Here is a 15290-nt window from a genome sequence, read left to right as displayed (position 1 = left end):
ATTTGTCGTGTGAACCGTGGCTAACGGGCTGTCGATTTAATCGTTTAACGCTTAGCCGAAGGCGTCAGCTTGTTCATAAGCGGTCGCCTACGGCTTGGCGTTAAACGATAAGTCGAGTCAAAATGATTAAATCGACAGGCCGCTAACGCCAAAACGGCTTATACGCAGACTGTTTTTCGAGCAATGAACGTAAACGCTTGAAGGCGTAGACGTTAGCAAAACAATTTGCATGCCCATAAATCATCCGGGCTAGATGTCCTATGGCGTCCGTCTATGGCGTCCGAATGCCAAGGGGCCTGCGACGAATGGCGTGGACGGAAGGAATTCTGAAACGTGAGACATCCTTCCGTCGAGCCTGTCTCGGCGGAGGAAACAAGTGGCGACTACAAACCGTACGACCGAAAGAGATTCGCCCCACCCCCACGAATCGTCTCCGGCGATTTGTGGGGGTGGGGCGAGCGTGGGATTTTGCGTTCATGGTAGCTGCCACCTGTTGCTCCGCCCGAACAAGCTGCCCGAACAAGCTGCCCGAACAAGCCGCCTGAACAAGCCGAACGGAAGCAGGAAAAACACCCCTGTGATACTCACTCCGTTTTTCTTAAGTCCACGCCCTTCGGGCCTGCAACGACATCGACGACAATTCGTCCTCTCGAGCGTCGCAGGGTCTTGTTTTTTAGATCCTTCAAACCAGGTATTTTTTGAACCAAGCAATGGTTCTTTGCCACGCCAGCTTTGCGGCGGCCTCGTCGTAGCGTGGCGTGGTATCGTTGTGGAAACCGTGGTTCACACCGGGATAGACATACGACTCGAAGGGGACTTTATTGTCGCTGAGACTTTTCTCGAAGGCGGGAGCTCCAGCGAGGATGCGGCGGTCGAGTTCGGCGTTTTGAATGAGCAGCGGGGCTTTGATTTTGGCGACGTCGGCAGCGTCCGGTTGGCTACCATAAAACGGCACGCCAGCGTCGATGACCTCGGGGATGCGGACGGCGAGTTGGTTGACCAAGCCTCCCCCAAAACAGAAACCGACCACGCCGACTTTGCCGGTGGATAACTCGTGCGTGTCAAGCAGTTTGGCGGCGGCGATAAAGTCTTGTGTCATTTCCTCGCGATCGCGTTTGGATTGCATCGACCGGCCCTCGTCATCGCTGCCTGGGTATCCGCCTAGCGGCGTGAGTGCGTCGGGGGCGAGTGCGAGAAAACCTTCGACGGCTAACCGGCGGGCGACGTCTTCAATGTATGGGTTCAATCCGCGGTTCTCGTGGATGACCAAGACGGCCGGAAACTTGGTCCCCTTGGCAGGTCGCGCAAGAAGCCCCTTCATTTCGCCAGCACCTTCCGGTGAGGCGTAGGTGATCATTTCGGCCTTGATACGATCGTCGGTCGGTGCGACCTGTTGCGCCCAGGAATAGTTGGGGCTGAGATTTTGAAGGAGGGTTTCCACCGTCAGTCCGCCGACAGCGAATGCGGCCAAACGCTTGACATAATCACGTCGATCGAGCCGGCCGTGCGCAAAGTCATCGTATAGATCAAGAACTTCTTGATTGAAGTCGCTAGCTTGTTTTCGATTCATCGGATAAGTCATTCCTGGCTAAGAGGTCGGGTTGGAGAAGAGATTCTTTTGCTCATCGACGGTTCCCAAGGTTTCAAGCGTTACCGATCATCATCGATCATCGCGTCAGACGCCATTTGCCTCAACTCGGCTGAGGTACCGACATTTTACTTCCGTTTGAGGTCTTTACGGTGGGGGCGATGGCGCAGAGTGCCAAGATATATTTTCCCTGCGATCGCTTCCGTCGTCAAGCCGTCTCCACATTCCCCATTCGGTACTCATATCAAACGGAACTCCTTTACGGTACAGTTAGATTTCTCATCGTATTTTAGAGGGCAAGGGAATTGTCGCAAAATTCGATCAAACCACCCAACAGAAAGATGAACCCATGACGGAATCCGATCACACGGAAACGATCAAATCGCAGATTCTGGAGAAAACCGGTAAGCCACCCCGTCTGCATCATGTGGAGGTGTGTCAGCATCACAACGGCAACTATCGGGTCAATCTTTGGGAAAAGTTGGAGCCCACAGGGGACTCCGCGTTTGCAACATCGGTCCATATTGGGTCATCCTATTATTTGAAGGTATCGGAATCAGGCAAGATCATTCGCAGCAACCCGCCGCTCACCAAACTCCAATTCTCGGCGTGAACGTGCCGGTAGGCGTGAACGTGCCAGCAATCAAAGCAATCTCGCCAATTGCCTCGCCCCTGGCCGGATCGTCACGATAGGAGCCGAACCAGAGGCCGATCGTCTACATGTAGTTGAAATGGCTCAGACGGTCCTTGCAAACCGGATCCAATCTAGGGACTCGTAGAAAGCGAAACTCTGACGGACAACCACTTTCGGGGATCTCCACAGCTGTCAGATGACCCGCTTCAAGAAAAACACCGCTATCCAAATTGAGCGAGCCATGGTGGATAACGGATTTGAAGACAAGGTCACTGTCTCGCCAAGGCGTTGTATCGGGAACGAACGAATACAAATAGGGCAGCGGCGTATGCCCATGCACGATGAGTTCCGGGAAACCTGGCGTCTGTCCCAACCCGTCTCGGCTCCAGCACAGGTCTCTTGCGTCCTCTTGGATCTGTGCATCAATGGCCTGTTGAGCACTGTCCAACCGAATGTTCTCTGGCTGGATTCCCGAATGCACGAAGAGACAATTACGAGCGATGTGGTGAGTTTTGCACCGACTTAACAGATCAAGGTGTTGCTGTGGAAGTCGCCAATCCTCGCTATCGAGTTTTTGCGACACCGCGTCAAAGTGTTCCACAGGATGGTCGTGCCGAAACGCCCAAAATTCGCGGGTCTCGGCAACCTTGCGACCATAGGATTTCAGTGTCGCCCATGTTTCGTTGCTTCGCATCAAACAACTGATGTCGGCTCCACGAAAGACCGACTCGGGGAATCCACTCAGGTCAACGTTTGCCCCAGCCAGTCGCTGCATCGCAAGCAGCATCACCTCGTGATTGCCCAGCAATACGATTAGATTGATCCCGCGCTCCTCCAAATCCAATAACTGGGAATGAACACCCTGAGAGTCTTCGCCCTTGGAGGACAGATCGCCGACCGATAGAAAAGTGTCGCCGGGGGCTAGGTCCAGGATTTCGAGCATCTTAGCCAGCGTTTGGCTGCATCCATGAATGTCCCCCACTGCTACAAATCGGCTCATCTTGCGGTCACCTCACATCTTCCGTCTTCTCCTCTACAGGTCACTGGGTCGATCATTGTCATTATCGTGGTGCACGTTGGTTGAATCATTTCAACATTATACAGGTTTAACGTCGCAAGCGAAAAGAAGCCACCGGTTGCATTTTGCAACCGATTCGCCAATCGGGTTTCGTTGAGTGACTCATTCCGTGAAAGAATCCTCGGTGTCACTTCCTTCACCTAGATCGACACCCCCATATGATCACCGAATCTGGCGTACAGCTCACGATTCCTTCGTGAGTTTTCGACAAGGTCGTGATCAAACTGAATACGGCCGGGTTCAAAAATCGTGATCGTGGAGGAACCACCAAAACGAAAGTAGCCTTTCTCGTCTCCCTTCGCGACCCTCACTCCTTCGGCGTACGTTTGACATACGCTCCCCACGCAAGTTGCTCCGATTTCGATGAGCAGGACTTTTCCGAATGATTCCGTCTCAAGCTCGGTCAGGCATCGTTTGTTTGTCGTCAGGATATGAATATTCTGGCAGAGCGCGATCGGGTTCACCGAATAGAGTGGGCCGTTGATCTGTCTTGTCGAGCCGGGGACACCGGCAACCGGAAAATGAAAACGATGGTAGTCAACAGGACACAATCGCGAAAGCAGGAGACTTCCCTGAGCGTATTGTTCGGACAGATGTTTGTCATTGAGTAACGTGGCCAAGTCGAACATTTCGCCTTTGACGAATAGTCCATCGCACTGCGACAGGTCTGGCACGCACAAATGGCGACCGTCTGCGGGAAACGCGATCGATGAAGGGTCTGGATCAATCGGCCTCGCTTCTGGCTTGAGTTTACGATAAAAGAACTCATTGAAGTTTGCGAAATCATCGACTTGACGCTCAAACTCATTCGCATCGAGCCCATAGTCCTGAATGAAAGCCGCGATTTTCCTTCGCGTGCTGGGACGATCCATTTTCCATCCATACCAATGCGAAAACAAAGCTCGCTTCACCAAGAGGTTTAGAGAGATTCGCCCGCCCAGCGTACCGTACGTCCAACGCAGGGCTTTGTCGCCGTAAATTTTTTCAACACACGTTTTTTCGTGGTATCGGTCGTAGTAAACAATTTCATCCATCGTTACAAAAGTCATCAAGAGGTGGCTGGCTGTGGAATTGACATTGTTGCCAAGCTTGCGGACACGTGTAAGGGTGGGACAGGGATCGTCGCGTCCAATGCACGGACACTCGATTTGCTATAGAATGGGTGTGTCAAGAAAACAACCTTTCTCAAACATGCCCCCAACATAGTAAATGGATCAAACGATGACCGAGTTGGAAACCGATTCGACACCGGAGCTGCCTTCCAAAGAGGAGCTCCGACTTGCGATGAAGGCGTTTCGCAAGCGACTAAAACTCACCCGCTTGGACGATGAATCTGGTTTGGGTTATGGACCGATGTCCTCCGGTCACCGCTCCAGAATCGCCGCGATCACACCACCGGACCAGTTCCCCAAAGCGGTATGGAGAGAATTGGCGAACCAAGGAAAGATCAAACGCGAATCAGGCGGTCTCTATTCCCTCGTCGAATCAACGTAAAATCGCAGCGGCCGTTTCTTTCAGACGGTCGCGATCAGTTGTCAGTCAGATTACGAAAGAAAAGGAATTTGAGATGGAAGCGATCAAAGCCATCATGACACGACGCAGTATTCGTAGTTGGACCAACGATCCAGTCACGGAGCAGGACCGAAAGAGCATCTTGGAGGCGGCCATGAACGCCCCCTCGGCGGCCGATGCCCGTCCATGGCACTTTGTCACCATCGACAACCCCGAGGTGATTGAGCCGTTCACCCAAATGGGCGGAACCGAAATGCTGAAGGAATCCACCTTCATGGTGATGGTCTGTGGCGACGAGTCGAAGGAAATCTACCCTGGATTCTGGCCGCAGGATTGTTCCTGCGCCGCACAGAACATGCAACTGGCTGCCCACGCAATCGGCATTGGCTGCGTCTGGATTGCCATCTATCCGTTACAGCAGCGCGTTGAAACCTGCCGGACGATTCTCGGTATTCCTCCGTCGATCACTCCCTTTGCCCTACTGGCGATGGGGGTACCGAACGAAGTGCTGGAACCGGAATACCGCTACGACGAAAAACGGCTGCACCGAAACAAATGGTAGACAATGCTTGCGGAGGTGAATTCGGACACCCCATCAAGATCTCGATTGATTTTCCGACAAGCAACGCGAAGCCGAACAGGGATCCCATCAACTTCAAAGGAAGTGCAGGAACTCAAGATCAAGTCGATGCTTGGCTCGTTGTTCCAAGTAAATTCAATTGATTCCGTTTCGAAGGGTTGGGGCGGAGCGCTCGTGACGACGCGTTGAACGGCTACATACGAAGTGCCGCAACAACTGTAGGCTTTGACATGCGGCGACATTGGAGGCCAAGCTTGATAGCAAGTTTGTGTTCTTCATCGATAACATGGACCAAGCGGTTCGAGCAGTTCGAGCGGTTCGAGCAGGTACGGCTCTCCAGGATCGTTGGTCGCTGCGACAACGGCCGTTTGCTCTGATGCCGATGCAGAGTAGACTTTGATGATTCAGATGGAGTGAAATCGACCGATAGCAAGCTACCGCCCACAAAGAGTCTTTCCATGAGACGTTTCCGCCCAATCGTGAACCTGGTTCTGGTCTTGGGGGCCAGTATGTATTTTGCATCAACGGTGGTTGCGCAGGGTAGATCGTTGGTTTCGAGCGAACGATTGATTCTGGGGACGGAATCGAATCGATCAGCGTCCGTTCGTACGGGGGATGTCGATGGAGACGGTGATTTGGATGTCGTGGTCGCCAATGGTCGTCATTGGCCACAGCAGAATTTCCTGTTCCTGAATCAAGGCAAAGCGAAGTTTTCCGTCATGCGACCGTTGGGACAAGATCGGCGGACGACCTACGCTTGCGAGCTTGCCGATTTGGATGGCGATGGAGATTTGGATATCGTGACTGGTAACGATATGTCACGGGGGCAATTGTTTATCAACGACGGCGATGGGAATTTCTTGGTCGACAGCGAATTTGGTGCTGTCTCTAGCGTGCGCAGCGTGACGCTCGCAGACGTTGACGGGGATGGCGACATCGATATTTTGGCGACAAGTCGCTCGCAGCCGAATCGAATCTACATCAACGATGGTTTTGCAAAGTTGAGTGACGGGCCGATTTTTGGAAAGATGAATGACTCAACGATTGACGTTGCGGTCGCCGACGTCAACAACGATGGCCATCAAGATCTGTTGCTTGCCAATCGCGACGGACAACAAAATGAACTTCTTTTGGGCGTTGGCAATTTGAAGTTTGCGGCGGCGAACGCATTGGGAAATAACAAAGACCAAACCCGGGCGATCGCCACCGCAGACATGGACGGCGATGGCAACCTCGATTGTGTTTTCGGTAACATCGGGCAACCCAATCGCATTCTTTTTGGCGATGGAAAAGGAGGCTTTCCAGACTCCGTAAGCTTTGCCAATCCTGACAGCCAAACCTATTCCGTGTCCGTCGCGGACATGGACAACGATGGCGTGATGGACGTTGTGATTGGCAACGCCAATCAACCAAATGGTGTCTTTTTTAACAACGGAGACGGACGGAACTTTCGCGAGTTAGCCTTTGGTGATCCAGTGGCGGCAACCTACGCGGTCACCGTCGGCGATCTCGACGGAGATGGGTTTGCTGATATCGTGGTCGCGAACTCAGCCCGGACGAATCGCGTGTTCCTCAGTCGCCCCCAACGCGCACCGGCGGTAGAGCAATGATCGATTGGATGGGATTGGCAGGCTTAAACCGAGGGTTGAAGTTCAGGTTTGTCGCGATGCGGAAAGGCGGAGGCGTATCTTGTAGGCGATTCGGTGGGTCGCAGGAACCGCCTAAAGCCTAGGCTCCGCCACCTATGTAGACGCCGTTCGGCCATCCTTTGGAATGGTCATTTCTTAATGACGATCGTTTGTGGAGGCCAATTTGGCGAGTGAATTTGGTGGATGGTTCCATCGCGACTCTCAACCACAAACACGGTACCAAGGTAGGCGTTGAAGGTCCCCGTTTTGCTCGGGGCGATCTGTTGTCCACGACTTCGGCGGCCCCTCGGTGTGATCGGGTAAACGGTGATCGGTGTGCCGCTTTGATTGCCAAACGAAATGTCCGCGGACAACGGATTTGGATCGGACGGACTCGAGTGGACCGCGGGTGTCATCACGAGTTGTTCGGGTGGGTGCGTGGACTTCAGCAGGTTGCTCAACCCTTCGATGACGTCGGGTGAAACCGTGTCAATGAGGTTCTTCGTTTCCATTTCGTTTGCGTCATGGTCGTAGAGCTCTTGTTCGACCATTTCTCCGGTCGAAAAATCTCGCCATTCAATGTATCGATACCGATCCGTCCGCAACGAATACCCCATGAACTCGTTACCCTTGTAGGGCCGGTAATATTGGCTGACAGCAGCTTCGTGTATGGATGCCTGCGAATCTTGAAGGACAGGCACGAAACTCTTGCCTTCAACGAAATCGGGGATGTCGACGCCGGTGAGTTCGCATAGCGTCGGGAACAGGTCGAGCAGTTCGACCAACGAATCCGAAGCCTGGCCAGCGGTTTTCATACCGGGTGCTGAAACGATTAGCGGCACGCGCGCGTCGATCTCGTAGTTGGTCATTTTCCCCCAACCACGATATTCGCCAAGTTTCCAACCATGATCGCTCCAGAGAACAACGATTGTGTTTTCTCGCAGCCCCTCTTCGTCCAAAGCTTGCATGATTCGTCCGATCTGGGCATCAATGTAGCTGACGCATGCGTAGTAACCATGAACGAGCTCTCGCATCTTTTCCACAGGCAGCGTTTCCTCGTCCCAGGGTGCAGGCATATCGATCAGATCCACGTAATGCGACAGCTCACTGTTGTTGTGCATCGCATACGGAGGCGATCCAGCGGGAACTTGCTGGCCCGTTAGAACCGGTAGCTTGTCGGGTTCGTACAGGTCCCAGTATTTCTTGGGAGCGACAAACGCCAAGTGCGGACGGATAAAGCCCATCGCCAAAAAGAATGGCTGAGACGATTTCCCATGACGCCTCAGGTCTTCAATGCAAATGTCCGCTCGAGCCCCGTCGAGCAGTTGGTTGTCGGGCAAATCAGGAGCAGCCGTACTTGGATTTCGCAGGCTGGTTTTTCGCCAGTCTCGCTGCGGAAGTTTCTCTCGTGCGCCGGCGACAAGCTTCTGAGTCCCTTCGGGATAGGCGAATGGCAAGTTCGGAAGATCCCGAATCGGCTCGCTCCACGATTGAGGATCTGGAGTCGGGTTGTGATAGATCTTTCCGTGGCTGACGGCGGTGTAGCCGAATTGTCGCAGCCACTGCGGTAAGGTAACAGCATCGGGCATCGCTTCACGGAAGTGGATCGGCAGGGTCCAGACACCGAGAGTGTCGGGACGCAGACCGGTCATCAGGCTTGCACGTGACGGATTACAAACGGCGACCTGGCAATAGGCACGATCGAACCGCATTCCTTCGGAGGCAAGTTTGTCAATGTGAGGCGAGATGGCGAGCGAATCACCGTAACAACCAAGCGACGGACGCAGGTCATCAACCGCGATGAAAAGAATGTTTGGCCGCTTTCGGTCGTTGCTGCTCAATGGCTCGCCAGAATCGGTGTCGGGTCCGATCGCGATCAGCGAATGAGTGGTGCGGAAATAGATTACCCCCTCCGAAATAGCAGGGGTGGCCAAGCAACTCTCGCCCAGTTGGTTTGTTGACAGAATCTCGAATTCAGGGCCTGGAGCGATCACAAAGACTCGGCCGTCTTCGGCTGTGCAATAAATTTTGTCGTCAGCCGCAACGAGCGAAGCCACGACATAGGTTCCACCAGCCAATCGTTGTTCGTACATTTTCTCGCCGCTCTCTGCCTGGTAGCATCGGAACACACCATTGGTGCCAGCGACGTAGAGGTAGTCCCCCAAGACGACGGGAGTCGACATGTAGGTCCCCCCCCGCTCGTCTCGCCAGATCAGGCCGGCGTCTTGCGGTGAGTCCGCTTCGGTCACGTTGCCTTTGGAATCAGGGCGCATGGCGATGATCGGTGACTTGCCGCCATGCGAGTTGGTCAGATAGATCCGATCGTCGGCAATGAAAGGAGACGGGATTGGATTGTCGCCGCCACCTTCGACGCGCCAAGAAACCTCGCCCGTGTCGAGGTCGTAGGCGACGATCCAAGGCCAACCATTGACGACCACTTGAGCATTACCGTTGGCGGTGTGAATCAGGGGCGTTCCCCAGCTTCGTTCACAATCCTCCCTGCGTGATTTGCGCCAAATCTCTTCGCCGTCATCCAAATTCAACGTGACAATGTAAGGGTGTTCGGGGTCATCGCAGACCAGCACGATCCGTCCGTCGTAAATCGCTGGCGAACTTCCGTAGCCCCAGCCGATTCCGTACTTGCTGACATTGACGATGCCGAGGTCTTTCTTCCATTTGAGGTTGCCACTTAAGTCATAGCAGTACAAGCCCTCGGAACCGAAGAACGCGACGACGTTGTCACCCTCGACGGCAATGGTCGTATTGGCATGAGTCGCCTTGGCGTGTCGAGTTGCTTTGGGAGTGCCCTTGTAAGCCGTTTGACGCCATCGTTCCGCTCCACTGGTCTTGTCGAAACAGAGTACCATCCAAGCTTGTTCACCGTTGTCAGCTGCTGCATCGATGTTGCCGCTGCGACCGATTTGTATTGGAACGTCGTCGCTCGATGCGACGGCTGTTGCTACGAAAATGCGGTCGCCAACAATGGTCGGACAGGAATGTCCCAGTCCTGGAATAGGCGACTTCCAAAGGACGGATTTGTCGTCTGGGTTTGTCGCATCCCAGGTAGCCGCCGTCTGGAAACCATTCGCAACACCCGCTGCTCCACGCCCACGAAAGCCAGGCCAGTCAACGGACTCGTCGGCCGCATAAAGAAACGGTGTGGACGCCGCAAGAGTCAAAAAGATTACGAGAACGCGTTGATAACGAAATGCGGTGGATCTCACTGTCTCGTCCGATCATTGATTGGGTTCGCGAAAGGATGGGGAATGATTTCCGTCGACTTTACCCTCTGCAACGCCGTTTGGCGAGGGTCGAACCGGACAGGCTGCCCTTAAGTTGAGACGCTGGAAGTTGAGCGTAACGACACCGCTGGCGTCCAACTGCGATCCTTCGGGGGCGAAGGGCGAATCAACGTCCCCAATCCCCCCCGAATGCGTCCCCGCGATCCGGGCAAATGGCTGAATTTCCTTCGGCATCATCCGTTGGAGCCAAGCCGATGGAAGCTCGCATCTTTGGGTCGCCAAAAAACGGAGTCTAGCGGCGAGTGTATTCCATTTTGGCTTTTTTGCGTCGGCGGGCGACCGCGGCGACGGTGCCAGCGACAACCGCTGTCGCGCAGTAGGCGACACTTCCGAGTCTTGCTTGTGTCGGCTCCCTCACGACGTCAGCGATCGGGGATGATTGCTCCGCAGCGATGGCCGCCAGAATTGCGGAGCGAACGTCATCTGGGATCGCATCCGATTCAGGCGCGGCTAAGGCAATCAAGTCAACGCTGCGGTGAAGTCCGACCGTCGCGTCCAAGACGACATCGACAATGGATTCCGTTAAATCGATGGGGGCGTGCAAATCGCCGGTCGCTTCAATTTCCATCAGGCCAGTTTGTCCGTTAAACCAAGACGCGATCGCAGCATCGGTGATTCGATCAGAATCGTCTGGCGATGGTGAATCGGGTAGTTCTGCCACCTCACGGATCCGCTCGATCGATTGGGTATCGAGTTGCCATCGTTCCTCCGTATCGGGTTCGGCCGTTGGGTTAAGATTGCGACGCAATAGCGGCAGCGTTTCAATCATCTCGCCCGTGGTGGCATTGGTCGTTTCCATCGGTGGCGATTGGACGATGTTGTTCTCGCTGATCGAAATTGCTGGTACGGAAATCTTTGCCTGTTCCCCGGTTGCGACTTGGTTGCGGATCAGGACAGCATTGGCGGATTCCTCGTCATCCACGTCCGCGTCACTGGCGGTTTGTGTTGAGGAACCCGTCTGCAGTTTCGCTGATCGGGAGGAGTCCGAGTTGGAGGCGTGATCACTCGAGTCAAGAATGCTGGAATTCTGCACCTGACTCGCCGTATTGGGCGTCTTCGGTAATGCAGACGATACACGGACGTCGATAACGACGATCATTGGATTCGTCCGGACCGCATTACCATCGTTAGCCGATTGGCTGTTAGCCTCGACTGCTAGATGGAAAAGGTTGAAACCGTTGTTATCGCTTGACCGGCCAATGGAGCGGTCGGATGTCGGTTTGTCGCTAAGCGAGCTAGGAAGGCGGCTATCGTCCAAACCGATCGTTAAGCAGACAGGTTCAGAAGGGCCCTGCCTATCGACAACTTGTGATTGGTCCACGGCGTCGTTGGGTTGATAATCGTGCTGGGCGTGATTGTCAAACGATTGTGAAAGGATGCCGCCAGCGAGCATACAGCGGGATTCAAGTTGCTCCAACAAGCATGTACGGTAGGACGGTGACTTGTTCATGATGCGGTCTCCTGCCCCGTCACGGTTCGGCGGTTCTCTTTGTGCTTGCGGAGGTATTGTCGATAGCGTTTGACTTCGGGCGCCAGCTGTACCGCCGAGGATTGGGCGGCGATCGCTTCATCGTAGGTCGAAGCGGCAGCGGCAATGTCGCCTAGCTGTAGTTGGAGGAATCCGAGATTATTCAGGACGCCGCCAAGCATCGACTGGGTTTCGGCGTCATTGGAAAACGTGGCCGCGAGTGGGCGTCCCTGTTCAAGCGCCGTTTGAAAGGCAAGCTTGGCGTCTGCAACATTGCCGACCTTACAATACGCCAATCCGAGATGGTTCAAGCTGACAACCAAGTCACGGCGATAGGTTGGCTGGTCCGGCCAACGGGCTAACAATTGGTTGCCAACATCGACCGCTCGCGAAAGGGTTTCGATTGCATCCTCTGGATACCCACCCGCTGATTGAGATGCACCGAGTGTATTGAGGGTGACGATGACCTGCGTTGCCAATTTAGCATTGCTCGGGTCCGACTCCAATGCATCGGTCTGTTGTGCGAGAGCTTGACGGGCATAGTCGCTGGCTCGGTCGGGCGATTGCTTGGTGAGCAGGCCGCTGAGGTTCGAAAGCACAGTAGCGAGTTGCTGTTTGCCGGCGATGTCGAGCGGTGCCTGAGCGTCGGGTTGAAGAAGCGAGATGGCTTCCAAGTACGCCTCTTCCGCTTCTCCATTGGCGAGTGAATCGGCGAGTAGAAGCCCGAGATTGTTTAGCGACGTGGCGAGTGCTCGCTTCACGACCTGTTCATCAGGCCGCACCTGGCCGCTTGAATATGACGCGGTATCCAAACGATCAACCGAGGCGAGTATTTTACGCTGAGTCGTGATTGCTCGTGAAAAATACTTCGCCGCGTCCTCCAGCCTACCGGCGTTCGCGAGTGCTTGGGCGAGATTGTTTTGGCTGGTCGGCCAGTCGAGGTTGTCACGTTCATCCCGCTCGGCAAGTTCGCCGTAAAGCGTCTCGCTACGACGCAGAGCTTCAATCGCTTGTTCGGTTTCGCCAAGCTCGCTTTGCAATGTACCGATTTTTCCGAACGTGATTGCCAGATCTTCCTTGAGGGCCGGATCGTTGTCGGCGCTGGCAGCAAAGGTTTCATAGTAGTGCAGTGTTTCGGTCAACAGCGCCCGTCGAACCGGATCGGCGGAAGGAATACCGGCAAGCAATTCCGCCATTTGGGAACCGAGTCGATCGACCGCCCCGCGTGCCAGATGCTCGTTACGAGTTGCCCGGGCGGCGTTGTCGTCGGACGCTTGTTTCCACGTCGCGATGATTGCGGTGCTGGTGGCAAAACCAACCAAACCCATCAACCCAACCATGACCGCACTCAAGACACCGATCCGATGTTTCGATGCGAACCGCCCCACACGATCTACCAATGTTGGCGGTCGGGCGACGGTGGGTTCATCGGCCAGTACGCGAGCGAGGTCATCGGCAAATGCTTCGGCCGTTTCATAGCGACCGTCGCGACTCTTTGACATTGCTTTGGCAAGTACCGTTTCCAGGTCGCGAGGCAAGTCATTTCGCAGTTGGCGTAGCGGTGTGATCTCCTGTTCGGAAATCATTTTCATAATCGCCGGTGCGTCTTCGCCGTCGTGAGCAGGACGAAACGTTAGTAATTCGTAGGCGGTTGCCGCGAGCGAATAAACGTCGGTGCGTCCGTCGACCAGAGCGTGTTGGCCTCGAGCTTGCTCGGGACTCATGTATCGCATCGTGCCGACGAGATCCCCGGAGTTCGTTAGTGACACATCGGTTTGGCAACGAGCGAGACCAAAGTCGGTGATCCAAACCTTTCCTTGTTGGTCGAGCATCAAATTGGAAGGCTTCACATCACGATGAACGACGCCGGTTTCGTGAGCAGCGTGTAACGCGCGAGCGACGTCGATGATCCAACCAAGCGTAACCTTCCAATCGCCGTAACCCAGGCTTCCAGCCTGGGGTGGGGTGTTCACCGGATGGAAGCCTAGGCTACGGTTTTGTGCCCAAGCATCTAACGAGATTCCGTCAATGAATTGCATCGCATAGTAGTGCAGCCCACGTTCGGTGCCGACACTGTAAACCGGAACGATGTTAGGATGATTCAACAAGCCGGCTGCGTGGGCTTCATTCTTGAAGCGTGCAATCTGCTGTGAATCCAATAGCGAAGTGATCGGTAGCAACTTGATTGCGACCCTGCGTGACAACGATTCCTGAGTCGCTTCGTAAACGACTCCCATACCGCCGCGTCCGATTTCTTGTTGAATCGTAAAGTCACCCAGCTTCATCTTGCCAGAGGTGATTTTGTCGAGCGTCTCGTGATCGCTTGGATCGCTGAATCCCACTGCGACGCCGTAAAGTGCATCGAGTTTTTCTAGATACGATGCAAAGACATCGGCGATATCGGGATTATTTCGTGCCAGTTCGTTAGCATCGAGCGGTTGCCCATTTTCCAAACTGACCAGGTAGTCGTCAAGCTGCTGTGTCAATCTTGCTTGCTGGTCGTCGCTAAGGTCTTCAACTCTTTGAACCATGTGCGTGACACTCCGTGTGACCTCGGAAAAATCCTCGGTAGATACACGGCCTGTTGGGCACTCGGTTAAACGAACCATCAAATCGAATCTCCCGTCGTCTTATAGGATTCCAAGGCACGCAGCCATAACATCCGCACCGCACCACTACCTCGCCCCATCTGGTCGGCGATCTCGTCGAAGGAGAGGCCTTTCAAAACTCGCAGGGTGATGACTTCGCGATAGGCTGGCTTCAGTTTGGCGAGTTGATTTGCCAATTCCACACTCCGTTCGCGTGCTCGCATCGGTGCGCTGGGCGACGGGCCGCCCGCCGCCAGGGTGGACGCCAAGTTGACGGCGGACTGCTCGAGCCGATCGCTGACCGCTTCGAGCGAGACTTCACGGCGTACATCCCGCTTTCCAACTTTGACGTGTTTGTCGAAACTGCGGTGCAGCGTGTGAATCAAGATCGTTCGCAACCAGCACAGCAGCTCGCCTTGGCTTTGGCCACGGAAAGCGGCAAAGTCTTTATGGGCGGCCAACATCGCCTCCTGAACAATATCCGATGGGCTGAGCCGCCGCCGCAAACGACGGTCAAGTTGCGTGCTGGCCAAGATCGTGAGGTAATTGCCGTACCACTGCAGCAGAGTCCCGAGGGCTTCGCGATTGCCGCCACGCGCACTGGCCAGAAGCGCCGGGAATTCCGCGTCCGTGTCTTTGATGTCGCTGGAGTCAGAGGAGTCGGTGGCGATCATGTTTTCCCTTTTTGTAACCGCTGTATGATATATCATAGGTAGCCAACGAAATAAAAAACCGCCGGTATTCCAAAAATTCGTTTTTCGAAATACCTCGCATCCGGCGGGGCGCTAGGATGCGGTGGGTCATGCGGGGCACTGCCCACGCGGTTATCGGATTAGGAATCCGTGCATTTTCATGACGGATTCAGCCTCCCGGCGAAGCCAGGGAGGTCGGAAAAACGGGCGGAATGCGATT

General features: G+C 54.6%; 13 protein-coding genes. 5 read left to right on the top strand and 8 right to left on the bottom strand.

The window, feature by feature from the left end; genetic code table 11:
* Positions 1–333: 333 nt before the first annotated feature.
* On the top strand, positions 334–483 hold the full coding sequence (locus tag Q31b_RS28700) for a hypothetical protein (RefSeq protein WP_197172347.1): 150 nt from the start codon (positions 334–336) through the stop codon (positions 481–483).
* A gap of 199 nt (positions 484–682) precedes the next feature.
* On the opposite strand, the gene Q31b_RS25660 is transcribed toward Q31b_RS28700, so the two are convergent.
* Positions 683–1570, bottom strand: a complete 888-nt coding sequence (locus Q31b_RS25660) for a dienelactone hydrolase family protein (RefSeq protein ID WP_146602518.1) — start codon at positions 1568–1570, stop codon at positions 683–685.
* Between the two features lie 367 nt (positions 1571–1937).
* Between Q31b_RS25660 and Q31b_RS25655 the strand changes: the two genes are divergently transcribed.
* Positions 1938–2201 carry a hypothetical protein gene (locus Q31b_RS25655; RefSeq protein ID WP_146602517.1) on the top strand — a complete coding sequence of 88 codons (264 nt, stop codon included), beginning with the start codon at positions 1938–1940 and terminating at the stop codon, positions 2199–2201.
* 103 nt (positions 2202–2304) lie between these two features.
* Here Q31b_RS25655 and Q31b_RS25650 read toward each other — a convergent pair whose 3' ends face one another.
* On the bottom strand, positions 2305–3222 hold the full coding sequence (locus Q31b_RS25650) for a metallophosphoesterase (protein ID WP_146602516.1): 918 nt from the start codon (positions 3220–3222) through the stop codon (positions 2305–2307).
* Positions 3223–3440: 218 nt separating this feature from the next.
* Complete coding sequence (gene asd, locus Q31b_RS25645) at positions 3441–4334, bottom strand: archaetidylserine decarboxylase (RefSeq protein ID WP_146602560.1); 894 nt, start codon at positions 4332–4334, stop codon at positions 3441–3443.
* Positions 4335–4521: 187 nt separating this feature from the next.
* Between asd and Q31b_RS25640 the strand changes: the two genes are divergently transcribed.
* From Q31b_RS25640 to Q31b_RS25630, 3 genes are all read left to right on the top strand, one after another.
* Positions 4522–4794: a hypothetical protein gene (locus Q31b_RS25640; protein WP_146602515.1), complete on the top strand. Its 273-nt coding sequence runs from the start codon at positions 4522–4524 to the stop codon at positions 4792–4794.
* A gap of 73 nt (positions 4795–4867) precedes the next feature.
* Positions 4868–5374 carry a nitroreductase family protein gene (locus Q31b_RS25635; protein WP_146602514.1) on the top strand — a complete coding sequence of 169 codons (507 nt, stop codon included), beginning with the start codon at positions 4868–4870 and terminating at the stop codon, positions 5372–5374.
* Positions 5375–5850: 476 nt separating this feature from the next.
* Positions 5851–7002 (top strand): FG-GAP repeat domain-containing protein, encoded by a 1152-nt coding sequence (locus Q31b_RS25630; RefSeq protein ID WP_146602513.1) that lies wholly within the window; start codon positions 5851–5853, stop codon positions 7000–7002.
* 167 nt (positions 7003–7169) lie between these two features.
* Here the strand turns inward: Q31b_RS25630 and Q31b_RS25625 are convergent, their stop codons facing one another.
* The 5 genes from Q31b_RS25625 to Q31b_RS25605 all read right to left on the bottom strand — a co-directional run bounded on the left by Q31b_RS25625 (position 7170) and on the right by Q31b_RS25605 (position 15052).
* Positions 7170–10244, bottom strand: a complete 3075-nt coding sequence (locus Q31b_RS25625) for a sulfatase-like hydrolase/transferase (protein WP_146602512.1) — start codon at positions 10242–10244, stop codon at positions 7170–7172.
* 12 nt (positions 10245–10256) lie between these two features.
* A complete protein-coding gene (locus Q31b_RS25620; RefSeq protein ID WP_146602511.1) occupies positions 10257–10499 on the bottom strand; it encodes a hypothetical protein in 243 nt (80 codons plus the stop codon).
* 55 nt (positions 10500–10554) lie between these two features.
* A complete protein-coding gene (locus Q31b_RS25615; RefSeq protein ID WP_146602510.1) occupies positions 10555–11772 on the bottom strand; it encodes a hypothetical protein in 1218 nt (405 codons plus the stop codon).
* Positions 11769–14321 (bottom strand): serine/threonine-protein kinase, encoded by a 2553-nt coding sequence (locus Q31b_RS25610; protein ID WP_231617849.1) that lies wholly within the window; start codon positions 14319–14321, stop codon positions 11769–11771. The genes Q31b_RS25615 and Q31b_RS25610 overlap by 4 nt, the downstream gene beginning before the upstream one ends.
* 77 nt (positions 14322–14398) lie before the next feature.
* On the bottom strand, positions 14399–15052 hold the full coding sequence (locus Q31b_RS25605) for a sigma-70 family RNA polymerase sigma factor (protein ID WP_146602509.1): 654 nt from the start codon (positions 15050–15052) through the stop codon (positions 14399–14401).
* Between the last annotated feature and the right edge of the window lie 238 nt (positions 15053–15290).

Source organism: Novipirellula aureliae (genome assembly GCF_007860185.1).
GTDB lineage: Bacteria > Planctomycetota > Planctomycetia > Pirellulales > Pirellulaceae > Novipirellula_A > Novipirellula_A aureliae.
This window is presented reverse-complemented; position numbering and strand designations above follow the sequence as displayed.

Excerpts from the sequence above, each read along its gene's own strand:
- Q31b_RS25620 (WP_146602511.1), bottom strand. The coding sequence starts at position 10,499 with ATGATGCCGAAGGAAATTCAGCCATTTGCCCGGATCGCGGGGACGCAT.
- Q31b_RS25610 (WP_231617849.1), bottom strand. The coding sequence starts at position 14,321 with ATGGTTCAAAGAGTTGAAGACCTTAGCGACGACCAGCAAGCAAGATTG.
- Q31b_RS25635 (WP_146602514.1), top strand. The coding sequence starts at position 4,868 with ATGGAAGCGATCAAAGCCATCATGACACGACGCAGTATTCGTAGTTGG.
- Q31b_RS25615 (WP_146602510.1), bottom strand. The coding sequence starts at position 11,772 with ATGAACAAGTCACCGTCCTACCGTACATGCTTGTTGGAGCAACTTGAA.
- Q31b_RS25660 (WP_146602518.1), bottom strand. The coding sequence starts at position 1,570 with ATGAATCGAAAACAAGCTAGCGACTTCAATCAAGAAGTTCTTGATCTA.
- Q31b_RS25655 (WP_146602517.1), top strand. The coding sequence starts at position 1,938 with ATGACGGAATCCGATCACACGGAAACGATCAAATCGCAGATTCTGGAG.
- Q31b_RS25630 (WP_146602513.1), top strand. The coding sequence starts at position 5,851 with ATGAGACGTTTCCGCCCAATCGTGAACCTGGTTCTGGTCTTGGGGGCC.
- Q31b_RS25650 (WP_146602516.1), bottom strand. The coding sequence starts at position 3,222 with ATGAGCCGATTTGTAGCAGTGGGGGACATTCATGGATGCAGCCAAACG.
- Q31b_RS25640 (WP_146602515.1), top strand. The coding sequence starts at position 4,522 with ATGACCGAGTTGGAAACCGATTCGACACCGGAGCTGCCTTCCAAAGAG.
- asd (WP_146602560.1), bottom strand. The coding sequence starts at position 4,334 with ATGGATGAAATTGTTTACTACGACCGATACCACGAAAAAACGTGTGTT.
- Q31b_RS25605 (WP_146602509.1), bottom strand. The coding sequence starts at position 15,052 with ATGATCGCCACCGACTCCTCTGACTCCAGCGACATCAAAGACACGGAC.